This window comes from Paenibacillus sp. N119s (assembly GCF_059447605.1).
On sequence record NZ_JCAJRU010000045.1, the window covers coordinates 1 to 25243 of the forward strand.

The 25243-nt window shown below is 47.4% G+C and carries 19 protein-coding genes; 2 read left to right on the forward strand and 17 right to left on the reverse strand.

What is annotated here, in order from left to right; all coding sequences use genetic code 11:
* Positions 1–53: 53 nt before the first annotated feature.
* From AC5V8P_RS07905 to AC5V8P_RS07980, 16 genes are all read right to left on the reverse strand, one after another.
* Positions 54–470: a hypothetical protein gene (locus AC5V8P_RS07905; RefSeq protein ID WP_231116758.1), complete on the reverse strand. Its 417-nt coding sequence runs from the start codon at positions 468–470 to the stop codon at positions 54–56.
* Between the two features lie 352 nt (positions 471–822).
* Positions 823–1806, reverse strand: coding sequence for a Gfo/Idh/MocA family protein (locus AC5V8P_RS07910; protein ID WP_064795870.1), 984 nt, complete (start codon positions 1804–1806; stop codon positions 823–825).
* Positions 1807–1997: 191 nt separating this feature from the next.
* A complete protein-coding gene (locus AC5V8P_RS07915) occupies positions 1998–2492 on the reverse strand; it encodes a GNAT family N-acetyltransferase (RefSeq protein ID WP_064795869.1) in 495 nt (164 codons plus the stop codon).
* Positions 2493–2720: 228 nt separating this feature from the next.
* Positions 2721–7688: a DUF4132 domain-containing protein gene (locus AC5V8P_RS07920; protein WP_064795868.1), complete on the reverse strand. Its 4968-nt coding sequence runs from the start codon at positions 7686–7688 to the stop codon at positions 2721–2723.
* Positions 7689–7703: 15 nt separating this feature from the next.
* Positions 7704–8123, reverse strand: a complete 420-nt coding sequence (locus tag AC5V8P_RS07925; protein ID WP_064795867.1) for a hypothetical protein — start codon at positions 8121–8123, stop codon at positions 7704–7706.
* Positions 8124–8472: 349 nt separating this feature from the next.
* Positions 8473–9330 (reverse strand): MetQ/NlpA family ABC transporter substrate-binding protein, encoded by an 858-nt coding sequence (locus AC5V8P_RS07930; RefSeq protein ID WP_064795866.1) that lies wholly within the window; start codon positions 9328–9330, stop codon positions 8473–8475.
* Between the two features lie 276 nt (positions 9331–9606).
* A complete protein-coding gene (locus AC5V8P_RS07935) occupies positions 9607–10278 on the reverse strand; it encodes a methionine ABC transporter permease (RefSeq protein ID WP_019686250.1) in 672 nt (223 codons plus the stop codon).
* Entirely contained in the window at positions 10271–10996 is a 726-nt protein-coding gene (locus tag AC5V8P_RS07940; protein ID WP_064795865.1) for a methionine ABC transporter ATP-binding protein, read from the reverse strand. The genes AC5V8P_RS07935 and AC5V8P_RS07940 overlap by 8 nt, the downstream gene beginning before the upstream one ends.
* Before the next feature lie 136 nt (positions 10997–11132).
* Entirely contained in the window at positions 11133–11924 is a 792-nt protein-coding gene (locus AC5V8P_RS07945) for an energy-coupling factor transporter transmembrane component T family protein (protein WP_064795864.1), read from the reverse strand.
* Positions 11899–13383, reverse strand: coding sequence for an ABC transporter ATP-binding protein (locus AC5V8P_RS07950; RefSeq protein ID WP_064795863.1), 1485 nt, complete (start codon positions 13381–13383; stop codon positions 11899–11901). Before AC5V8P_RS07950 ends, AC5V8P_RS07945 begins: the two co-directional genes overlap by 26 nt.
* Positions 13383–13979: an ECF transporter S component gene (locus tag AC5V8P_RS07955; RefSeq protein ID WP_063210983.1), complete on the reverse strand. Its 597-nt coding sequence runs from the start codon at positions 13977–13979 to the stop codon at positions 13383–13385. The genes AC5V8P_RS07950 and AC5V8P_RS07955 overlap by 1 nt, the downstream gene beginning before the upstream one ends.
* 456 nt (positions 13980–14435) lie before the next feature.
* Positions 14436–15233, reverse strand: a complete 798-nt coding sequence (locus AC5V8P_RS07960) for a TatD family hydrolase (protein WP_064795862.1) — start codon at positions 15231–15233, stop codon at positions 14436–14438.
* 20 nt (positions 15234–15253) lie between these two features.
* Positions 15254–17863: a polynucleotide kinase-phosphatase gene (locus AC5V8P_RS07965; protein ID WP_064795861.1), complete on the reverse strand. Its 2610-nt coding sequence runs from the start codon at positions 17861–17863 to the stop codon at positions 15254–15256.
* Positions 17860–19299 carry a 3' terminal RNA ribose 2'-O-methyltransferase Hen1 gene (locus AC5V8P_RS07970; RefSeq protein WP_064795860.1) on the reverse strand — a complete coding sequence of 480 codons (1440 nt, stop codon included), beginning with the start codon at positions 19297–19299 and terminating at the stop codon, positions 17860–17862. The genes AC5V8P_RS07965 and AC5V8P_RS07970 overlap by 4 nt, the downstream gene beginning before the upstream one ends.
* Positions 19300–19320: 21 nt before the next feature.
* The gene (locus tag AC5V8P_RS07975) at positions 19321–20139 is read right to left on the reverse strand and encodes a nucleotidyltransferase domain-containing protein (protein ID WP_064795859.1); all 819 of its coding nucleotides are present in this window, start codon (positions 20137–20139) and stop codon (positions 19321–19323) included.
* Between the two features lie 19 nt (positions 20140–20158).
* Complete coding sequence (locus AC5V8P_RS07980) at positions 20159–21727, reverse strand: hypothetical protein (protein WP_064795858.1); 1569 nt, start codon at positions 21725–21727, stop codon at positions 20159–20161.
* A gap of 198 nt (positions 21728–21925) precedes the next feature.
* On the opposite strand from AC5V8P_RS07980, the gene AC5V8P_RS07985 reads away from it, so the two are divergent.
* Both AC5V8P_RS07985 and AC5V8P_RS07990 read left to right on the forward strand, forming a co-directional pair.
* Complete coding sequence (locus tag AC5V8P_RS07985) at positions 21926–23251, forward strand: helix-turn-helix transcriptional regulator (RefSeq protein WP_064795857.1); 1326 nt, start codon at positions 21926–21928, stop codon at positions 23249–23251.
* On the forward strand, positions 23226–24026 hold the full coding sequence (locus AC5V8P_RS07990) for a WYL domain-containing protein (protein ID WP_063210937.1): 801 nt from the start codon (positions 23226–23228) through the stop codon (positions 24024–24026). The genes AC5V8P_RS07985 and AC5V8P_RS07990 overlap by 26 nt, the downstream gene beginning before the upstream one ends.
* A 155-nt stretch (positions 24027–24181) precedes the next feature.
* Here the strand turns inward: AC5V8P_RS07990 and AC5V8P_RS07995 are convergent, their stop codons facing one another.
* Entirely contained in the window at positions 24182–25159 is a 978-nt protein-coding gene (locus tag AC5V8P_RS07995) for an aldo/keto reductase (RefSeq protein WP_064795856.1), read from the reverse strand.
* Positions 25160–25243: the final 84 nt, after the last annotated feature.

Sequence of the window (25243 nt, forward strand, 5' to 3'; positions counted from 1 at the left end):
CTGTAGTTCCTAATGAACCTGAATATAGTCGCTTTGCCAACACTTCCTACGACCTACTTAAGCTGCTGCTCAACAGGACTGTGATTTACATTCACATCAGCAATAGAGCCAGTCACTGTATAGGTGAAAAATACGCTCGCTCTGCCACCTTTTCCATCTTCTGCCGTCACAAACACCTGTGTGCTTCCTGCTGATTTGGGCTTTAACATAAGCTGTTGACTTGTTATTTCTACTTCTGCTACGTATACATCTGAAGTAACCGCATGATACGATAACTCCTCCTGATCGGCAGCCAAAAATACATCTTGTAAATCCACTAGTGTGTCGCCAGAACCTACACTGCCATATTGATCGGAAGGAACTGTGGCTGTGACAGGTACATGCTTAGGTATTGGTATTGGTGTAAGATTCGTTGCAGAATTACCATTGCCGCCAGAATCGGTAAAAGATACTATATTCGCTTTAGTCACAATTACTGACGTTTCCCCTTTCGTTTCCGCATGAACAAAGTTGTAGTCCCCATACTATACTTGCCAGCAGCGTCACGATTAGCGCTTTCTGCAATCTTTATTTGTTGCTTGCTCATCAGTTTCCCCGTAAAACGGTTCATTCTTTGGTTAGTGAAAAGATCTTATCATCCGCTTCTGAACCGATTCTGAACAATATTAAATTTTATTTATTCACATTTGAAACTTGATAATGAAAAAAAGAGCACTTAGCCGGTTGGGGCAGAGCACTCTGGAAAGTTGGAATACTTATGTATAAAAAACGGGTTAACGAAAAGATCCAGAGAACCTGAAAAGCCCCCTGGAAGCAATGTGATTATTCGAACGGATACCGAAGTCCCCACTGTGAACGAATCTGATCCATCAATTTCATAATTCCTAATGATTCATCCAAAGAGATCGTAGAACTTTCGAGCAAACCTTCGTTCAAGCAGCGCCCGACTTCTTCTGCTTCAAAAGCATAGCCTGTAGAGGAGCGATCATCCTGAAAGCTTTGTGCCTCTTCACCGTCCACAACTAAAGTAGCCGATGTACTATTCAGGAATGATGGAATGTGGATATAGCCCTTGGTCCCATGGATATATGCCTCATTCGTCAGTCCGAGACGAACTGCTCCGTTAAGCATAGCCGTGCGACCTTTTCCGTAATCCAGCATGATCGAAAATGTCTCATCAACGCCCGTTTCCCCGATATGAGCAGTACTCCATACACGTTCTGGTTTAGGGCCAAACACCATCGAAGCAAAAGAAACGGGGTAAATTCCTGCATCTAATAATGCCCCTCCGCCCAGTTCAGGATTCAATAATCTTCCCTCTGGGTTCCAATCTACGCGAAAACCGAATTCCGCCTTCACCAACTTCACTTCACCAATACGTCCCGCATGTATCCACTCCTGCACTTGGCGAATCGAGGGCAAAAAACGCGTCCACATGGCTTCCATTAAAAATAGCTTATGGTCACGCGCGTAGCTGATTAGTTCCTCCAACTCTTTGCTGTTGACTGTGAAGGGTTTCTCACACAAGACGGCTTTGCCCGCTCGAAGAGCCGCTAGAACATTTTCTTTATGAAAAGGATGAGGGGTTCCAATGTAAATCGCATCGACTTCGGAATCCTGCACTAATTCCTCATAGCTACCATATGCCTGTGCCATTTGATGCTTGGCTGCAAATTCGGTAGCGCTTTCAATATTGCGTGATCCAACTGCGTATCCTTCCCCATTCGTAACGTGCTGCAAATCCGTAACAAACTGATCCGAGATCCATCCCGTACCGACAATTCCCCATTTAATCTTTTTGCTCATACTCTTCTCCCTCCCAGTTGTACATTCAACGTAGACTTACACGATCTTCTTCATTCTAGCAAACACCTACCCTAAACAAAAGAAATTCCTGTTCGGCAACAGTTTGTATTGCGGCTCGGCAGGAAGGCGGCGAGGCGAACACAAAGTCAATTTTAGCAGGAATTCCTTCAGGATCGTCTTGACTAGGCTATTTATTGAATAGTATATTTGTAAAACTTTTTATCCACTTTCATAACTGGAAAGCCAATTGGCAATTCATCAAGAGCTATACTAACAAATCTATTCTTCTCATAAAATCGATGAGCGGCTACGAATTGCGGTGTAGTCCCAAGGTAGATTCCTTCAACAGACCGTTCCTTGGCCCATTCTATGGCATACTGTAGTAATTGATTCGAAACATTCAAGGCTTTGCCTCTATAGTTTTGTTTTACAAACATCTTTCTGAGCGCCGTCTTATGGTTTCCGATATCTAGCAAGGCAACCGTCCCTACTACTTCGTCTTCGCTAAGAGCCACCCAGAAGTTGCCGTTACCATGTTGATAGAAGTTTTCAATATCGAGCAGATCAGGCTGATCTTCCTTGGTTATGGCGATATTATATTCGTTTTGTTGAATATGTAAAATTAAATCGACAACTTGCGCTTGATACTCAGTTGCGTACTCTTTTAAAAGGATGCTATTTATCATTGCTGTATTCTCCTATTATCGTCAATTGTGATGCCATAAGCTTTTCATTAAAATATAGAGATAACTCTCTACGCATATCTCCTTATTCGTGGCCATTCGTACGTGATATTGAATAACTCAACCTCCGCAGCTAAACTGAGCTTCCGTCTATACAGTCGATGATTGGAAACCTTGTCTAGGTGCGAACGTTGAGTTAATTATAAACTTCTCTATACCGGAATTTCTATTTTACGCTTGAAGCTGTTCAAGAATTTGTGGGTCCTTGATCTTCTGATCCTCAGCCAACAACGTGATTTTGGATAAAATCTCGGCTGTTCTTGGATCTTCATCCAGGAACGGCAGGAAGATGCGTCCACGATGCTGCGAATGCACCGGAATAATATGCAGTGCTCCCTTCGCTTGCTTGTAGACACCCCCGCTTCCGAGGTGGACCGCATACTCACCAAGACTCCCGTCTATACGTGCATAATTCCCATCTAAGCGTACATTGCTGATTTTTAGCAGACGAAGCGATTCCTGCACAATGACCCTACGCATCTCAATCGTCGTCAGACTGGCCTCTGGATCAACGCCGCCTACATGAGCAACACTGACGACCAGATCGACGTCCCGCATAACTTCAGAGAACAGAACAGGTGGAACTTCCTCCAAAGGCACGCTCTTATAGGTTGTCCGATCAAAAAACTGCACCGTCTCCAGTGTAGGAGCTTCAGTATCCGCTGGTGAGAACCAGTCAGCCATGGCATACAGGTTCGCAATCAGATTTTCGGCATAGTACACCTTCTGGAGTCCATCTTCATAACTGACCGTCCATTGGCGACCTTTTAGTAAGGATACCGTTTTATTCGGCTGCACCTGGTGTCCCGCATACCGACGGGAAACTGTCGCGTTGGCACGTTCATCAGCATTTAGCAGATACAGCTCACGGAATACCTGTTTAAATGGCTGGCGTATCTGACGGTCAAATAGGTCCTTCTGGAATTCACTCCAACGACCACTTTCGTACAAATGAAGTGGATGTGCGATAATCAGCTTATCTTCTTCTTTAATAGTATGCTGTTCAGCAGGAGGAGCAGTCAACGCTAATGTATCCCCGTTAAAATATCCGAGATGATCGCCAGCCTTGAAAACCAGTGTGCGCACCAGCGGAGCAAGCACAGGATTACCTAGCAGTCCTCTCAATTCCTTTACCATAAAGGTGGTACCAGACTCCATAGAGCGCTCCAACTCTTTGCGAGCTCTGCGATATTGATCTACCAGATCAACTTTAAGCTCTTTCAAGGATGTAACATACTCATCTTTCTTGAAACGAGCCGGAATGGATTTCAGCGTCTTCCCTTTGCTGACAATTTCAATATCTGCCGCTCCTTCATCATCAATGACGAGTTGTATCGTTGTAGTCTCATCCAAGGCATGGGGCTCAAAATAAGACCGGAGGTCATCCAGCTTGCGAGCTTCCATATCCCAGACGAGACGAGTTACGTCATCATAACCTGCGTTACGTGCCAAATTTCCAAGTGCAATTCGTGAAACCAGTGCCTCACTGGCCTTACGTTGTGCCCCGAATTTCTTGCTTTGTTCCAGAAACCTCTGAATAAAATCATAACGTTGACGGACATCTGGTTCAGGCGGATTTGCCAGTGGAATCAGACTGTAGGTCAACAAATGGTCTTTATTTCGCTTGTCTTCCACTGACTTTTCCATTTCACTTCGTTTCAGCTTACCCAGCGTTGCATCCGCAAACAATTGGGAGCGACGATGGTTGGCTCCAGCCGAAATATACTTGGCACAATCGTACAGCAGATCAAATCGTTCCTCGCCCAGCGTCTCATAGGCCTCATGAAACCAGTGAATATCAAAGGCACCATCATTAAAATCCTGCGGAGCTATCGGTGAATAATGAGCTACAATCGTTTCCTTCTCAGCCGAAAAGCCTTCATTGATATGCGCATGGAAGTACCATGCCGCACTGCGAAGTCCTTCCCATCCAAGATAACCTGCTACAATCTCAATCCACTGCGGAGCATACATTGCCGCCTCCAGCAGACGTTTATCTGTAATTTTAGTGTGCTTCAGCTTTTCCTTGAGCAATGCAGCATCCTCGCCGTCACTTGGATAACATGCCTTGAGCAAGTGGCTGAACGATTCTTTTTTGGTAATACGATCACCGTAGCCATACACATAACCACGCACGAACGTTTCCTTGTCGAGCCCCCCCAAAATACGGATAAAATAATCCATGCCTTCAATCCGACTCAAACCCATCACCTTTGGCGTAGCCTCGGTAGGCAAATCGCCTCGAACCAATTCAATCTCCAGCAGTCGATCAATAACTGTACGACGTATCTCCAAAAACTCTGGCTTGCTGGAAACCCATGTATTACGAGCATTAGTTAAGGTGCTCATATGACTTCTGCTATCACTACTGGCCAGCAGTTCACGATACACTTCACCTACACCGATCAGCCCTTTTTCATAGGCTTTGAAGTAATCCTCCAGATTCAGCGGAGAATAAAAACGATTTTCCATTCCTGGCCATTCTGCGTAGTTCACAAAAGTATGGAAAAAGCGCCTAAAGGTCTCACTATCATGAATTCGTCCCTTCTCCAATGCCACCCACGGACTAGACAATAGATGAAACATTCCAATGTCCTCTGCAGGTCTATCTTTGGGCATGCTCTGCATTAGTGAATTTAAGGCAAGGTCGATTACATCAAATGTTTCGGCTCCGGCTGTGTCCATAAAATAAGCATTAATTAATGTGCTTACCTGATCGGGATAGGTCAGCTCTGCCATCCACTTTTGAACCTCGTTAATCCGCTCTAAAGGATACATTTGCTCGGCAAAGTCTTTACGCCATCCTTCCAGCAACTTGTGCTTGCTTCGTTCTGAATAGCCAAAGTTAAATGAGAAATATCGATAATAGCGATCCAACGTTCGGTCCATAGACTCTAATCGATCATAAAAAACAAGCTCCAGCAGTTCACGCGCTTCTATGCCGCTTTCCTGCAAATAACGGTCCCATTCCTCGTAAAGAGGATATAAAGTCAGCCTGGAAGCCACTTCTTCATCGACCTGAACCATCCGTAGAGGGCGAAGGTTCGTTCCAATAAGCAATGTATCTTTGTAGCCTGAATAATACTCCGCAGTATATTCCACATCCCGATGATGATGAACCAGTTCATCCAGTCCATTCAAGAACTGCTTGAGCTTGTCCAATGGACTAATAAAAACATCGGCCATTCGGAAATCACCCAGATCAACTTTCTCTTCCAGCCAAGCTTCCTTGACATTCGGATCGTACAGGCCATAGCCGTTTGTACCTGTATAAGCATCCTCCTGTCCCAGCTTGGACAGCAGTTGCACCTCTTTGGCGGTGGGTTGCTGAATGATATCCGCCAAATCCCGCAGATTTTCATACTGCTGAGCACGATCCGGATCTGCATATATCTTCGTCAATATTTCCAGGCCACCCAATCGTTGCAACTCCGCCCTAGCACGAAGCAAGCGTTCCAAAGAGCCAGCAAGCTGCTCTTCCGCTTGTGAAAGCAACACACCGATGACACTTTGTCGCAACGAGCCTGTCTTGAGCTTTAATAAGGCTTCCATTTGCTGCATTTCTGGTTCCGACAGCGTCAGCTTACGCGCCTTGGCCACAGCGAACCCACGGATACTCATACTTTTGTCAGACAAACTGGAAAAAATAAAATCGCGCTGTACTGTATCCTCAGTGTTCTGCACAAAATGATTCAATATTTCGCCGCGCAGATTTGGGCTAATCTCTTCCTTTAAGGCTATGATTTCTCCAATCCAGGATGCGTCCATATCATAGCCAGCGAGATAGAGCATTTTTTGAATAGGTGCATCTGAGCGGTGATACAGATTTACATAATCCAGCACCTTGGAGGACTCGATAGACTCACCCTTTTTCATATGTACAAACAGGTTATGAAGTCGTTCAAAATCCTTACGCCGTTCGTCTTTGCTCTCCAACAAAGGAGTGCGCGCCACTTTAACGATTCGATTCGCGACCGTCCCGCCTTCTACCCATTCATAAAAATAATCGGTTGTATAGTTTGTGAGTATCCAATAGCGAAGCTCTGGGTCAGTTTCATCTAGATATTCTCTAGCTATCTCGAGGCGCATATCCTTGTTTTTAGTATTAGACAGTACATACTGGGCTACAATCTTCTGGTAAGCCGCCCCCTGCTCCATAAGTTGGCGAACCTGTCCATACAAGTCACGTTCCTCATGCACTGCTGTAGCCCACAAACTCATATATAGTTCGTTAGCATTTGAACTGGTCAGCCATTCCTGGCGCAGTTCACTGGAAGTCAGTGCATCATATGCCTGCTCAATCAATTGGCGAACAACCCGCTGATTGGCGGATTCCAAGCCCATGCCCGTCCATACTGCAAGCGCCCGCACCACCGAACTGTAACGAATGAAGCCTTGGTCAATGATCACCTTTAACAGATAAATGAGTGCTTCTGGAGTTCCTTCATCCATTTGCTCCACAATGCTTTGACGCAATCCCTCCTGAAGCTTGGCCGCTGCCAGCAATTCGCCAATCATGTGATAATTCTCTTCTTGATGGCTCAGCAGCATGCCTTTAATCATATTGCGCGTAAGCAACGCCGCCTGATTATCCCCATAAATAATAGCTTTTAGCGCCTCAAGCACCTGTGAATTGCCGTTGTCTAGCTCGTAAGCAATCCAATCACCAATCGTTTCCTGAATCCGGTAATCCCTGCCTGGTTCATAGTCTTTTTTCGTTAAATAATCCATTATAGAAAATCCGATACAGTCCATTCGGATCAACTGCACCATTTTTTTATAAACCCGGGAAGTATGAGCTGTAATATCCGAAGTGCGAAACGGTCTGCGCTCATACCCGGTGCTGTATGGAAATTCAGTCACATGCTCTGTTAGATGTGCGAACACATCGCCAGTCGTTTGTCCAATTAGAGCACGCAGTACCTCTGCCAGTGGCTTGAACAGCGGTTGTCCGCTTTCTGCCGCCCGTTCTTTCAGTATTCGCTGACATTCGACAAATGGCTCTTCAACCTCTTGTATGTAATGAAGCTTACCCAGTTCCACAATATACTGAGCCAACTCCTGTTGTTGTCCACCCAGTTGCGCTGCGCGCTCTTTCAGTGTGGCGAAATATTCTTGCTCATTGTTCTCCTGATGCATATTTCGTCTCCTCCTCTACCATAGGCCTCCAGCCAACATTGTGAAGCGTATAAATACAATCTCATCCTCTGCATGAAGTGACAAAGGAGCATCTAGCTCCATTGCTTCCTCATCACGTATAAAAACCCTGTATAAACCATCTTCAAAAGCCTGTATCGCCGTATTCACGGCAGCCTCAATATTAGGAACACCATCATTATATATGGAGCCGAATCCTACTTTGCCTGTCTCGCCTTGTGCCTGGATTTCCTCTCCCGTGAGGAACGGAATCAGCGCGACACTCTCCTGGTTTTCCCGTAGCTTTTGAATGTTCAGGGCAACGGTTGCAGTAATTAAATCTCGCAATGTTTCTGGGGGAGGACTTAGATCTATTTCCTGTTGTGCGAGTGCGGGCTTGCGCTTCCCTAGACCTTTTACAGTTACAAACAGCTTCATATCGTTTCCCTTCCTTGTTTATTCACACTTTTGACCCGTTGTCAGCTGAACTTCTCGATCCTCATACAAACATCATTAATAAAATAAAAGACGAATGTTTGTTCGTATAATTATTTTAATATGTTCCTTATCATTACTCCATCACCCTTTATGACCAAAATTCACAACGTTGTACCACCCTAAATCTTAAAAAACAAGACTTTGTACCCTGTTTTCGATGAATTTTATCCATATTAAGGATGAAAAAGAAAAGGACCTGCACATGGAGATGATCATCTGCTCTTCACAGACTTCACTCCATTATACAGGTCATATATCATCATAAAATAATGTTTGAATACTTATTTATTTAAAATGCTGGAACTACACTATCCTTATAATTGTCCTCAAAAAATTTGCGTACTTCCGGTCCGGTCATTCGCTTTGCCAGCTTTTGAATGGCATCGGAATCTGCATTATCCTTACGTGCTACCAAATTAATGGCAAAGTGTGTATCATCCTTTTCAGTAATCAGCGCGTCCTTCTTCGGTGTCAGACCGAGCGGTTTGGCATATGCGGGATACATGGCAGCCATGTCTACATCATCCAGTGACCGCGCCAGCATCAACAGATCCACTTCTTTAAACACAAACTTTTTCTTATTCTCAATAATATCAGCCTGTGTAGCATTATAGCCTACGCCTTCTTTAAGCTTGATCAAACCGTTTTGCTCCATCATGACCAAAGAACGTCCAGTATTGGCCGGGTCATTGGCGATAGCAATCGTCGCACCTTCGGGCAGGTCTTTAATGTTCTTGTATTTTTTGGAGTAAGCGCCATAAATGGCGTTGTAAATTGGTTTTACCGCTACCAAGTCAGACTTGTTACTTTCATTATATTGTTGCATAAACGGAGCATGCTGAAAGAAGTTCGCATCCACTTCATGGCTTGCCAATGCGTTGTTCGGTTGGATATTGTCTGACAGCACGACGACTTCCAGGTTGACTCCGTCCTTTTTGAGCAGTGGCTTCACGATATCCAGTACATCTGTCATCGGTGGAATTAGCGTAGCTACCTTCAAGGTTACTTCTTTTTGCGAAGCTGCTTCCTTAGTTGTTGTTTCTTGTGCAGCCTGCTTCTGACCGCCGCATCCGGCAACCAGTAGCATAACCACTGCAAATAGTGTAAGTAATTTCAAGTTCGTTTTCATGTTGTTTTTGAGACGCATTCGATGAAGAACCTCCAAATTAGTTGTGATTGGGAAGATGTTAATGAGTTACAGTAAAGCCGCAGCCGCTTCGCGAATGATTTGATCTTACGATCGCTGTTAAAATGGGATTCTCTCTGATTTTTAAAGTAATTTATAGGTTAGAATCCCATTTCAAAGGCGAACGCTGACGCTTCTTCAGAACAATTCTGCCCGCTCCGCTTTTGAGGCACTGTAAAGTCATTTTTCTTTCCCGTAGTGGGTGGTGCAAGTGTAGCGAAAAGTTACATTTCTGCCCTATCGCTTGTCGATCCGGCGGGAGATGGTGCTTCCGGTGAACTGGATCGTTTGTACGAAAATAATCATGACGACGATGGTGAACGCCATCAAGCCTGTTTCAAACCGCTGGTAGCCGTAGCGAATGGCAAAATCGCCTACCCCGCCGCCGCCCACAATCCCCATCACCGTGGAGTAGGAGATGAAGCTAATGGTGGACGTGGTCAAGCCTAATACCAGCCCGGAACGGGCTTCCACGTACAGAAACTTAAAAATAAGCTGGAGGGTGGATGCTCCCATAGACGTTGCGGCCTCAATCACACCCTTGGGCACCTCAAGCAGCGATTGCTCCACCAGCCTCGAATAATAGGCAATAGCTACCACTGACAAGGGTACCGTAGCAGCCATCGTGCCCAGCGCCGTGCCCACCACCAGCCGTGTAAATGGAATCATAAACACGACGAGCAGCAAGAATGGAAACGAGCGGATAACGTTGACCAGACTGTTCAGTATGGTGAAGAGCAATCGATTTTCATACTTTTGTCCTTTACCGCACAAATATAAAATCGTTCCTGCCGGAAGCCCTAACAGTACAGCTGCTGCGATCGAAATTCCCACCATGATAAACGTCTCTCCGATGGCCTTCCATATCTCTGACTGATACTGTGCAATAATGCTTAACATGTCATTCATCAGCATCACCTGCTTCCACTGTTGAACCTACCATAGGGGCAGCTACATGTTTCGTTGAAAGCAAATGCCCGTCCCGCATTTCGGATACACGGGTACAAATATTGCGAACCACGTCCATATCGTGGGTGACGATTACAATCGTAACTCCCAGTTCACGGTTAATCTCCCTTAGCACACCTAGAATATCCGCGGTCGTCTGCGGGTCAAGCGCTGAGGTCGGCTCATCACAAAGTAGCACCGCAGGACGATTCGCCAAAGCTCTGGCAATCGCCACACGTTGCTTTTGGCCTCCGCTCAGCTGTGCCGGATACTGTTCTGCCTTATCCGCTAAACCGACGAATTGCAGGCATTCGCGCACGCGTTCCGCTCGCTCTTTTTTCGCGACCCCTGCCAGCTCCAACGGCATTGCTACATTTCCACTTACCGTCCGATTGTGAACAAGATGATAATGCTGAAAAATCATCCCTATGGATCGGCGCGCCTCACGGAGACGTTTTTCCGGCATGCGAGTCAGATCTTCCCCGTTCACAACCACATTTCCCTCATCCGGCCTTTCCAATACATTCATCAACCGGAGCAACGTAGACTTGCCGGCACCGCTGGCACCTATGATACCGTGAATTTCCCCTTCCTCCACTTGAAGGGACACGGATTGAACCGCATGAAATAGGCCGCTTGAGGTGGTATAATGCTTGTTTACCTGATGCAGCTTAATCATGAAACTTGGCCTCCTGATGATCCTTTACTGCGGGAAAATGTAAAAGCCCGCCAGCCCAAGCGGGTCTGTCGAGCCGTCAATCCCATTGCATTAATATACCACAGAGCAGAAATCGGGCAAAGCCTTTTGGCAACAATTAACGTACATCCGATACGCCTATATAAGGAAAGGAGGTACCCAGTCCCCAAGCCAGCATCAGCATCACCACAAAATATAAAATAAATATGATATCTACAGTCGAATAGCCGATCGCATAATAATACGTGCGCTTCGTTTCGTTAGCAAACCCCTTAGCTTCCATGGCGATAGCAATGCGCTGCGCACGCCGGATACTTTGAGCAAGCAGCGGAATTGCGTACCTGCGGAGCGTAGCATACATATTCCATTTGGACACATGCTGATGCAAACCTCGAATGCGGTGGGCGTGTCTCAATGCCTGAAATTCCTCCACCATCATCGGCACCAACCGCATAGCTGCCAAAAAGCTGTATGCATACTTGGGCGCGAGCTTCCATTGCTGCATCAGTGAATAAAAAAGGTTAACCGGACGAGTTGTTAGACCAAACAGCAACCCTACCGCGGCCATACTCAATGCACGAAAGCCCAGATGCATGCCTCGGTAAAAGCTTTCCTGCGTAATATGGATCAAGCCCCATGTCCACCAGGTCGTCACTCCTTTGCCGAACATCATCATGCCTGTTGAGGTCGAAATAAACACCAATATAAAGGGAGATCCGTACAGCAGCAGTCGCTTCCATGGATGTCCTGACCAGACAAGCAGTAGCAGCATAGCACACGCAACATTAAACATAACGTTCGGATCATGGATAACGATAACGACCACAAACAGCATGGAAAACATCACGAGCTTTAAGCCAGGATTCACACGATGCAGCCAAGTTTCATGATGGGGAAAGGACAGGTTCATACTGTAGTTCCCCTTTCTGAATCCGCCATATATCGGTACAATACCGACGGACAATCTCCGGGTCATGCGTAACCATCACGATGGCCGTGCCTGCCGCTCTCAGCTGCTCCAACATATCCAGCATGACAAAGGTATTGCGCGCATCCTGCCCAAAGGTCGGTTCGTCCAGCAGCAGCACTTCGGGCTCCCGGATCATTGCCGTAGCAATACTCAACCGTCTTTTTTGACCCAATGAAAGTTGATACGGATGACGCTCATCCAGCCGCTCCAGTCCGAACTGTACGAGCATTCGATTTACCCGTTGCCCACGCTGTTCAGCGGTAAACAAGCCCTTCGGTAACGAATACTCCAATTCCCTTCGCACGGTGTTCGCTACAAATTGCAGCTCAGGATTTTGAAACGCGAATCCAATGCGCTCTGCCAGTTGTTCCGTACTGCCTGCCTCAATTCCATCCACACAGTAACGCCCCTGTGTACGGAGTAAACGCATCATAGAGAGTAGCAGCGAGCTTTTGCCAGCCCCGTTTTCACCGACCACGCCAATCCAATCACCAGGCTGCGCCAGCGCTTGCTCCACATATATGACTGAGCTTACACCCCGAAGTCCGCTAAAATGTTCCAGCTCTAGCAAATTCGTTGTACGTGTTAAGGTAGATGGACAATCCGCAAGCAACACACCCTTCTGCTGAATCATAGATTCATTCCAGCGTGGTGAAGACGATTCATCCCAAACTCCCGGATACCACACGCCGTACTCAGACAATGCCTGCCGATGCGTATGAAATACTTCTTCCGCGCTTCCATCCGCAATGATTTCCCCATGAGCTGAAAGCACCACAATCCGATCCACATCATGGACAATTTCATTAATTTTATGCTCTACGATCACCAATGTTTGGTCTGCCGAAATGTTGCGAATGGTATCCCACACCTGTGTCGTGCCCTCCTCGTCCAACAAGGCCGTCGGCTCATCCAGAAAAAGCACTTCCGGCTCCATAGCTAGCACAGATGCAATCGCCAACCGCTGTTTCATTCCCTGTGACATGCTGGCGATCGGCATATGTATATCATCCGTCGGTAGACCCACCTGCATTAGCAGCTCACGAATACGGGATGGCATCTGCTCCCTTGGAATCTGTTTGTTTTCCAACACAAAAGCCATTTCCTCGTCTGCATACGACATACAAAACTGCGTATCGGGATCTTGAAATACAATACCAGAGAGACTCGGGATCACGGCAGCATCGCATTTCATAGGCACTTCTATCGTGCGTGGAATCAGACCACTCAGCACCTGAAGCAGCGTTGATTTTCCGCATCCGCTCGGCCCTAGCAGCAGCAACTTTTCCCCTTTGTGGACAGTTAAAGACATATTGTGAAAAAGCAGCTCTTGCTCACCGGGAAATTTCAACCGAAGACGGGTGATCGAAGCCGCCACATCTTCGTTTGCCGGGCTCATCAATCTAGCCCCTTATAATCTTGTTCCGTTGCAGGTCTCAAACTTCGCGTAACGCCGGTTACCTCCAGCGCCTTAGCCAGATAGTAAGCGAATACCCCAGCAATCACAATACTGCCAATCATCCGAAATCCAATATACAAAACATAGTTCCAGGTCGATAGCTGATCAATGTACCCGTAGCTGAAGTCTAAAATCAAAGAAGTGACAGCCGCCCCTACCGCAGCGAGCGAAGCGACCCCTAAGTTTGCATTTCGATACAGAAAAATTGCAAAGAACAGCTCCGCTCCCAAGCCTTGCAGCAGACCATAGTACAAGGTGGACATGCCCCATTCGCTTCCTAAAAAAGCACTGACGGTTGCCGCCGCTACTTCTGCCAGAATCGCAACTCCAGGCTTGCGAATAATAAGATAAGCGAACGTGCCAGCCATAAACCACATACCGTACATCAGTTGCTCGGCATGCAGACCGAATGGTTTCATCAAATCATAGACAGGTCCCCATATTTTGTAGACCAGTCCAAACACCACGGAGATTACAATCGTGACCAAAATATCAGTCAGCTTCAGCCCTTTGGACGTTCTTACATTCGTACTCATTGTTATACGCTCCCCTTTTTCGTTAAAATAGGCCTTCTGACCATAAAAAAAGCCTGTCCGGAGCTGAATCTCCAGGCAAGCTTTATGCGCAGTCATAAAATGATCACCATACATATTATCAGTTGTCGATCTATCTCATATAGCACAGTAGCCTACTGCACTGAAACCAAGCTAAAGTCAGGTGCAAAACAAAACGCCCTTGCCTGTCTGCAACTTTTACAGACCCGCAGCTCATTAGCTTGATATAGGATATGAAACGAATTCATCGACTAGCCGCCACAAATAGGCGGTAACCCTGCTTTTTGTATCGTGTTCTAGGTTTCTCTACGCTGGCATTACCCAGATCAGATTTCACGGTCGGCGGCAAGGGCCACCCTCTCAGCCTGACTATCTCAAGCTCCCGACAATGCTTTTTAATTCACTATAATATATACCACATCTATGGCTTTGACAATCCTATAATCCGAAGAAACGTTTGGCTGTTTCCGTTGTCGCAATCTCGATTTCCATCATGCTCCGACCTGTACATTCGGCAATTGTTGCGGCAATATGAGCGAGATACATCGGCTCATTACGCCCTTCTTTGGGCTTCACAGGTAGATTGCGCGGGGTCAAAAATGGAGCATCTGTTTCAATCATCAACCGGTCCAGCGGAATATCCCTCACCAACTCACGCAGATGCTTGCCACGCCGCTCATCACAGATCCAGCCTGTAATCCCGATATACAGTCCCATCTCCACATACGTATGCAATTCCTGTGCAGTGCCGGTAAAACAATGCACCACCGCTTTATCAACAAGTCCCTGATGCTCTCGCAACATAGCGACAAAATCCTCATGCGCATCTCGTTCATGCAGAAATAACGGCATATGCAGTTCACCCGCCAGTTGAATCTGCTCTCCAAACCATCGGCGCTGTACATCACGCGGAGAAAAATCACGGTTATAGTCCAACCCGCATTCTCCTATGGATACGACCTGCGGCTGAGCCGCAAGTTGGCGAAGCTGCTGAATCGTATCTGTGCTGCAACTTTTGGCATCATGGGGATGCACACCAGCTGTAGCATACAGTTGACCAGGATAACGTGCTGCGTACTGAGCAGCCTCTCGGCTACTGTGGACACTGGTTCCAGTAATAATCAACGGTGTAATCCCTACAGCCGCTGCTCTCTCTACCACCTGTTCCCGATCTGCATGAAACGAACGGTGCATCAAGTTCACACCAATATCAATTAACGGTGTACCCCTATCCATCTCAATCCCTCCTTCACAAACTACAGTCTCGGATCAATCGGCTCCGACTCCAAAGATAGCGCGGCCAGGACGCATTCATGAATACGGTCTACCGTATCCTTGCGGACAAAACGTTCTACGCCCTCCATCCCAAGCGCACCTCCCATCAGGGCATGACGCTCCTTTTTATTCGTTCGACGCTGCTTCAGACGCTTTAAATTCTCAGGGGCCAGATAATCCATACCGTAAATGATGTGCAAATACTTCCGGCCTCTCACCTTGATTGCAGGCTGGATCATCTTGTCGCGATTTTTCATCAAAAAGCGTTCCGGCTTGATCACAATACCTTCATGACCATCCTCTGTCATCTCACTCCACCAGCGAATAACCTCTTCCTCGCTTGCTTCATCCGTGATGACACGATACTCTGTCTCCATAAACAGAGAGGACAGTCCTGCCAGCTCCCGGTTTTGCTCCATATGCCACATATGAGATTGGTCAAAAAAAGTCCGGCTGCTGTGTGCCAACGTATGGAATGGTGCAATACGAATTTCATCCAGACCATCTACATCCCAGCAATATTTTTGAAAAGCCTCTTGAAACGTTACCGCATTCGCATATTTCCGTTTCATTTCCTCCAGCCAGTCTTCAACCTCCCGACCTATAGCCTTCGCCTGCTTCAGCTTGTCGACCAGCATACTACGATCCAGCAGAGCTGCTTCACCCACATGCGCATACTGTGCAGCAATTAGTTCCCGAGCCTTGAGATTCCACGGTACAATTTCCGCATCCAGCAGCACAAAATCTGTCTGGTTCCGCTCAAAATATTCGGCAGTCTGTAGATCCGCATTCAGCTTCTCCAGCACCTGCTTCCCGAGGTCTGGCCCAAAGAAAGGTCGTCCGCTTCGGCTGTAGATCGTGCCCAATGTCGGATAGCCTACATATTCAACAGCAGCCTGTTCGTTTTTGAATAATAACAAAATCGCCCGGCTACCCATATGCTTTTTCTCCGCTACCATCGTTTGTATACCTTGCCCGCGATAATAAGCCAGCGCCTCACGCGGATGCTCCAGATAACCTTCCTCTGCGGAAACCGTGGGAGCAGGGCTCATCGTCGGTGGAATGTATACCAGTTCCTCCATCGGTACCGTCACATGCGACACAGTATCTATAGCGGATTTGACCGATTCCCCTTGTACGCGTACTTCGCCATATGATTCTGTCAGCACACTGTAACCAGCGATGAGCTTGCGTAAATTCGGCGGGGAAAACCGTTTTTTCTGCCACCGGACAAGTGGGCTATCCGGGTCATTTGCATAATTCTCATGAGCTGGAACGCTGACAAATTCCTTTTCCGGATAACGATAAGCGGTCAGCATACCGCCAAATACCACACCCTGATCAATATTTACCGTCTGGTTTACAAGGGTCGGCTGCGGTCTCGGATCATGTCCCCATACTACTATTTCTCCCGATTCATGTTCCACGAACCAATCTTTGCGGATGGGCTTTCCATTCGCATCCTGACCTTCCGTATCTCCATAACGACAGTAATCCGAAATACGTGCCGACTGTTTGCCGATAAAATGATCCTTAATCCCGGCATGAGTTACAACCACGTGCCGCAACCCATTTCTGCCGAAAATAAGATGAGAGGGTGCATGCAGCAGAAAATCTCTCAGCTCGCTTCTAAGCTGTTCCGCTGCTGCCTTGCCGGCTTGTTGTTCATATTGGGTCAGCTCCGCTGCAAATCGTTCATCTCCATGATTGAGAGTCACCTTTCTCCCATCAAGATAACGACCGATTTTCCAGCCATGATTGCTGTCAATCATGTAGGCGAGTCCGGCGTCCACGTGCTTTTTCCAGAACTGCACCGCTTGTAACGATGCTGGACCACGGCTCATCACATCCCCGACGGATACCAGTCTTCTACCGTCTGGATGATGGTATAACCCTTCCGGATCTTCTATATATCCTAGCTGCTCTATCACTTCCAGCATCTCACGATAGCACCCGTGAATGTCACCAATGATATCAATGCCTGTCCCTATATCATGAAACAGCGGTTGAGCACCACGGGCAAAGTTTATTTTTTCTACATCCTTCAGGATATAGCAAGCGTTAAAGCCTTCCTGCCGGATACCGCGCAGATTTCGCTTTAACAGCTGCGCCTGCTGCTTGACCCGCTGGCGGCCACGCGGATGCTCCCTGCCTAAATCACGTTCCAGCAGCACAGATTCGGGTACATCCAGCACCAAAGCTATCACAGGAACGTGTGCCTTGGCTGCTAGCTGTACATATTTCTGACGGTCCTCAGGATACAGATGGGTGGCATCCACAACCGTCAGCTTATTCAGACGACAGCGCATAGCCAGAATGGTATCCATCGCTTCAAAGGCCTTGGCTGACATCTGCTGATACTCATAGAACAGCACGTCCGATTCCAGCCTAGGAAGTCCACGCCAGTCTATAAATTCTGTATCTCCTACCAGCTGGCGAAAATGATCCGAGGATACCACTTCCGTTTTCAATAGAACCCCTTCGCTCACCAGCCTGTCCAGTAAAGTGGTTTTGCCACTGTTCGAGGCTCCTACCAACACAACCAGTCCAGCATGGGGTAATTCAATCGTTCGTTCGGATGAGATGCTCATGCTTCCTTCAGCTCCTTTCTGCGCGTAAATACAGCCATTTGGGTCGGTTGTCCAAAGCCTTCGACCTCTTCTCCGATCCCTTCCAGCGCTAATGAATAAGGAGCTTCCTCAATCCATTGCTCGCATCGTTCACGAAACTCGCTTCTGCTCCATTCAAAACGGTGATCGCTATGTCGCAGCTCTTGCTGATCCATACGATATACTTCATTATATTCGCGATTGGGAGTCGTCACGATCAGTACACCTGGCTGATATTCTGTCACAATCATATTCATCACCCGGTTCAGACGATGCTCATCCACGTGCTCAATGACTTCACATAGGATCATCACATCTTTTCCTCGCAATTGTTCATCATAATAAAAGAGAGAGCCCGTCATAGGGATAGGGCTGATTGCGTCGGCATGCCTTTCCAGCTTAGCAAAACGTTCTATAGCCCTCACCTGTGCATATGCAGACGGCTCCACCGCCCAAATCTCCTCAATGCCCTTCATTCGGGCCAAGCGAGTAGAAAGCTTCCCTTCCCCTGAACCAAAATCTACGATTTTCTGTCTTCGGGGCAGCTTGCGTATCACATCCATAATGGCTTGATACCGCAGCTCATTGAGCCGTACCGCAGGCTGTTGTTTCTCTACCTCCAGAGACTGTTCTTGCTGCTGAACCTGTTCGTGGCTATTATTTCGTTCTTGGATTGCCTGTTTTTCAGTAGTCGCTTCAGCAGCCTCCAATTGCTCAAACTGCTCAATCAGATTGGTAAAATGAAGCGTGCGTCGAATGATGAGCTCGCGCAGCGGATGCGCTGACAGCCAACCTTCACCGTAACGTTTCAGCTTGTCCAACTCTTCTTCACTGATATAGTAGTGCTTATAATTATCCAGCACCGGAATCAACAGCAATAACTGACGTAGCGCATATTGCACCGTCTGTTGGCCACTTAGTGTGACATATCTGACGGTGCTTCGATTTTTTAGCTGAAAAGCATAATCCGCTTTCCCTCGTTCTATGGTCACTTGATAGCCCAGCGGTGCAAATAGTCCCTCCACCACAGTATCGGGCAAATCCGACGCAACAGGTCCGAACGATAACTCCAGCGCAAAAGGATGCGTTACCCATGCTGCATAGTCTTCCTTGGGTTTGCCGTTCAAAGCCGTGCCGAGCGCGCCACGAATATAGGTGCAGAACAAGCTGCTGGTTACAAACTCCCGGTCATTAATATATTGTGTAATGTCATAGCTGTCCGGACTGTTTTTGACCAAATCTATTGAATCTGGCGAAGCCTGGATGACGATCTCCACCTCTTCCTCGGTAAAAACGGTGTACACCATGCGTACACGTGCGCCTTTCTCCGTGCGATCATACGTATTGTGGGGGTTCTTGGCGAGCAAATGTGAAATCATCCCGGCATTTGTGCCAGTTGCTTTTAGTGTGATGTGCATACTTCTCTTCTCCTTCCCGGCTTACGCTTCCCATACTTCCTTCACCGCAGCGCGAAACATCTCGTCCAATTGCTGGTCACGTCCACTTTCCTGATGATGAAGCAAAGGCGCTTTATGTTCAAAATAAGCAATCTTTTGCTCGATAAAATCATTCACCACCGAAAGCTGCGGCTCTATATCCAGTTCCTCACCCGCTTTTTTACGTTGCAGTAAATGTCCGATTACCTGAAAAAGCTCTGTATTTGCCGGAATGAATTCCTCCATCAATTCTACGAATTCCATCGGAGGCATGCTGTTGTATCGTTCAATCCAGCCGCAGGCCAGCAGCGGGCGGAGCACGTAAAAATACTTTTTGATCTTCACCTGTTCACCTTGCAAATAATCCCGATAGTTTCCCCGCGCCATGTTCAGATAATGGTACATACAGGACTTCGGAGAGAAGGTTAAGGGCGAGATCGCACGGATCTGATCAGCCACTGAATATTGTTCCAGATAGGGAATTGGGGATTGCAGCCATTCCAGCAAAGGCGGATTGGATTTGCGAAACAAACGGAGTGCCTTTTTCAAATCCCAGCCGTTCATATCCAGCATATTGCTGATTGGCCGCTCAATCACATCCCGCTTATCAAAAATGGACAAATACCATTCTACCGGTCTTACATAGATAAATCGTACATCATAGTCACTATCCTGTGAAGGAAACCCCCATGCCCGACTGCCTGATTCACAGGCGTATATAATGCGCACCTGTTCCGCCTGCTCCAATGCGCGTAGCTCGCGCAAAATCATTTTCCGCATTTCCGGTTGAATGAAATCCCGCCCATGCTTCACATCTTTCATGTTGTTCCCTCCCTTGTCATTAAAGTATTTCCCGAATCTGTTCTCTAATCGACTCCTCCGTTTCATCTACCGATAAGCGACGAAGGCGCTCTGTCGCTTTCACTCCCCACATCTCTGTAGGCCATGCCTTGAGTACATGAAGCGCTGCGTGACGATTAGAAATCACCGGACTCCAAAGCCCAGCAGCAACTAGCTCTTGTCCTACTCCTTCGTAAGAAGACAAAAGTTGAAGCAGCACACCCAGACATTGATGCGCTTCATACTCCGGTCCAAAGCCTGGCACATCAGCGGGACCAGAAGCAATCTCTCCCAGAGGCAGGTGCTTTTCTGCAAAATCTACCAGCTTACGAGCCCGCTGTTCATCCTCTGTCTTGATGAGTTCAAAGTACAGATTAGACTTGACTGGTTTTTTGCTTAATTGATCAAATAGCACAGGCCATACATCTAGCGCTAGCATTCGAGCTGCGCGAATGGCACAGTGGAGATGCGGTGAATCTGCATGAAGCAGCTCCTGCTCTACCCGCTTTACCCACTGCGGATCATCCATCATCTGCTGGCAAATCGACGCATAACGTTTACGCAATTCCGGCGTCCATTCATACTCATAACGTGCCTCCCATGAATCGTCTTCTTCACCCAGAAAATCTGCAATATCCATGATGATCGTAAAATGCTTCACAGTCGTACACATGGTCTTAGCATGACGAAGGTAGTTGCCTATAACCATAGCGGCATGCTCATAATCATCTATACTTTCCGCAGGTCCACCTGCTGCCAGCAACGCTGACAGAATATCGCCCGCTCCGTCAAACAGCTCCTGATCAATGTGCGGTACAGCGATGGCTGTATGCAGCTCGCCTTTATGGGCACACTCATACGCAAGATACTCATACATGACATTGTTGCGGAATCCTTCCCGTAATAACCAATCACGTATTTCCTGTCGCGCAGGCTCCAGCCGTTCCACGACGTGAATCCGTCCCCAACCGTGTACCTGTGAGGCTAACTTATATAACTGCTCATTGGCCTGCTCCGAAATATTACGGATAGCTACAGCCGCATATAGCGTGAATTCATCATGTTTTGCTAGCGTTAAAATAAGCTCGTGGTGCTGCTCTGTCTCCAGCAATCCCAGCAATGCAATGCCGAACTTCACTACATTGCGATGTGCTCCGTGTTCAGCCAGCCAACGCGCCTCCTCATACAATCGATCCGGCTGAATTGCTGGATGCTCACGCACCGCATCTAGCAGCGGATCTATCAGGCTGAGCGCATTTTCCTCCATCAAGCGTATATACGTCTCACGTCTTGTCTTCATCCCTGGCTTACGGCATTGTCTGGACAACAACTGCGCCAGATCCTTAATTTTATCAGTCTCTCCTTCTCCGCCAGCGCCGTGATGTCCAAACGCTCCATCCAACCCTCCTGCCACCCAACGCATCGTGTGACCCGCCCAGTATTCTTCATCATCCGGCAATTGATCATCGGTAAGCCTGCCCTGAGAGTCTAATCCCTGCTTAATCGTTTCATAAATCGAAAGCTTACCTACCCATGGATATAACACTTCATTTTTGAATCGTCCAAACATGTTGCATCACCCTTCTGTTATGTATTGCTCTTTACTTATCGTGCTACCTTATATCCTTATAATCCTTTATTTTGGAAGTCATGAACATGGCGAAAGTATTACAAAGATGAATAAATTACCTTTTTCCTGCCTTCCTTCCCTGTTAGAATAAAGGGATACTTATTTTCGGAGAACGGCTACAGAAACGGGGAATGCATCATGGCGAGAGAGAGTTTTGATAAAGAAATTCAATTCCTGCGTATGCTCACACTAACAAGCGGCGCTTATAATCGACAGCAATTTGCAGACAGACTTGGCATTTCGGTACATACCTTTGATAAAACGATCCGGCGCCTCAAGGAAATCGTCCAATCCGTACAACAGCAGCTGCCTGCGGAACAGGGACATGATTTTAATGAGATGCTGCGCTTTAATTATTACGAATCCGCTGATCCATTGCTGTTATTCCTGTTTCGGGCCAAATCGCTCAAGGAATCGGAAAGTGTCCGCTTATCCCTTCTGCTGACAGCGCTACAGTCACAGTCTATGACTACCATGGAACTGTTGGATGCTTGCTGCAATGGCCTGCCTTCCGACAGTTCACTGCCAGATGAGAAAACAATTCGCTCTGATCTGAAATATCTGGTCGAAGTCGGCGTGGTTCGTAAGGAGCCTGGCGGCAGGCCCTATCGCTATGCTGTCCGCAACGATCTGGTGACAGAACTGACGGACGAGGAATTACTGGATCTATATGATTTTGTGGACATTATGGCCAACACCCAGCTCCCCTCTGTGCAGGGATATCTGTTACGAGATCATCTTAAAAAAGCCATGCGCCGTCAGCTCGGAGATCGGGAGATGGCAGAGCCTTTTTTATATAAATACCATTATTATTCACGCATTCTGGACGAAGCCCATATTCATCCACTGCTGCATGCCATTCGGCAACGCCGCTGTGTAAGCTTTTTATATTTTTCGACATCGAAACGAAGCATGTACGGGTCACAGAACACCAACCCACTATTTGAAAAAGAGACTGAAGGCCGTGAACATACCATTCTGCCCCTGCAAGTCATCTATGATCATCAATATGGACGTTGGTATGTGCTTGGTCATGTGGGCGGCAAAGGAATCATGAAGTTTCGTATGGAGGGCATGACCCAATTGGTGGAGGGCAAGCCTGTTCCAGAGCAGCTTTATGCCGGCCTGTTAGCCGTGTTGGAAGAAAAAATGCGGTACAGCTGGCTTGTTGATACGGGTCGTCCCGTGAAGGTGCGGGTACGTTTTTTTAATCCCGAAGGGGCGAAGCGCAACTTTATTCGGGAACGTGTGCTGTCACAGGGACAATGGGGTACGATTACGGAGGAAGAAAGTGAATCCTTTATCTATGAAATCACAGTGAATGGAATCACTGAGATTAAACCGTGGATTCGCAGCTTCGGATCAAGCTGTGAGGTGTTGGAGCCCCAGCGGCTGCGTAAGGAATTCAGACAGGAATGGAAGGAGCTGCAAGCCTATTATGAGCCTGTTCGAGAAAATATTTAACTATCAGATCGTCTCACGGCTGGATGAATCGGGTGCTTTTGCTACCACCTCGCAGGAAAGAGTCTGGCTTAAGTCTATGCTTGCAGACTCGGCAGCAACAGAGGCTTTTACCCCGTCTACACTTGATAAGCTTCGGCAATTACTTGCAGACGACGAACCTCTGGAGGCCGATGGCAGCCTACGCGAAAAGGCAGGGGTTCCTACTGCGTCGGTTTATCATCCACTCCTGCGTGAATTGCGTTCCATTCTGCGAACCCGTTCTGGCATTTGTATGACCTATAAACTGCGCAACGGTCGCCTGCATGAGCGAATGTGCGGATTCCCCTATAAGCTGGAGTTTTCCATGGTCAAAAAAGAATGGAGTCTACTCTGGTATAATCGCCGACACCGCGCATTTATGTCCACCAAACTGTCCAATATCGTAACCGTTACGGAGGAAGAGATTCTACCTGAAGAAGCCGAGAAGTTTACCCAACGTATACTCGGTATACTGGAGTCGCGCAAAGAACAGGGCATCATCGAAATTATTCCTGTATACAACGGTGAAATGTCTCGTATTTTATATGCTTTTTCCTGTTTTGAAAAGGAGGTTGAATATGATCAGGAAGCAGATACCTATCGTATTACGCTCACTTTCCAGGCAGATGAATGTGAATATGTGTTATCCAAAATCCGCTTCCTTGGCAAACGTGTCAAGGTCGTTCAAGGCTCTCGCTTAATTTCGCGAATGAAGGAAACAACAGCCAAGGCCCTCGCCCGGTATGAAGAGGAATAACTGCCGAAGAAATATAAGATGTATCCACATAAAGGCCCTCCCGCCGTCTGCTAATGAGACGAAAGAAGGGCCTATTAGAATACAGTTCGTATAAAACGAGGTCATACCCTTACACCCGCATACGTCTGCTGTAACTAGCTAGTCCGTAATACCGGTTATGGCAAGGCTTGTCCGCGTGCACTGACATACAATTGGTACCATTCTTCACGAGTCATCAGCTCGCTTTGGCGTTCTGCATCCTGACATGCTTGGATTCGTTCAGGATTGGCGCTGCCAATGACAGGCTGAATCCGTGCCGGATGCTTCATCAGCCAGCCCAGAACGATCGCTTCGCGTGTCGTCCCCTTTTCAGAAGCCAGCTTCTGTACCAGTTCTGCCGTCTTACGAATATGCTCAGGCTTCCCATCCAGCGAACCTCCGCTAAAACGCCCCTGCGCCAGCGGTCCCCAAGCCTGGAGCTGAATATCCTCGGTTTGGCAATATTCCAGCAATCCTTCGCCAAAATGTACATTCGTCCCCGCCTGCTGGTTCACATGTACGGTCTGATCTACAAAATGCAGATGTGCCAGGCTCATCTCCAGCTGATTAACAATCAGCGGCTCCGTGAGGCTCCGCTCCAGAAAACGAATTTGGCTTACATTCATATTGGAAACGCCAAAATGTCGTACTTTGCCGGCTGCCTTAAGCTCGCTGAACGCCTTCGCTACTTCCTCCGGCTCTACCAGCGGATCGGGACGGTGCAGCAGCAGGATGTCCAAATATTCTGTACCTAGACGCTTCAGAATTCCATCCACGGACTCCATGATATGAGCGTATGAGAAATCAAAACGGCCAGGGGGCGTACCATCCGGCAGAAAAATGCCGCATTTGGACTGAATTACGATTTGTTCACGCAAACCCGGCTGTCCCTTTAGAATCCGGCCGAAAATTTCCTCAGCTTTCCCCATACGATAGATATCCGCATGATCAAACATCGTAATCCCGATGGATTGTGCAGCTTCTACAGCTCTCTCCGCTTCAAGGACATGCTCCTGCGTAAACGGTGCATGGCTCCATTCTCCACCAAAAGGCATGCAACCGAGCACCAGCCGACTATCGGAGATTCCGCGTTTCTGTAAAGGCATAATCTTCATGCTGCTCCTCCTTCAACCCTCAACGTTTTCCTTGCTTTATCAACATTCGAATAGTTTGTGAAATCGCTATCACACACCTATTTT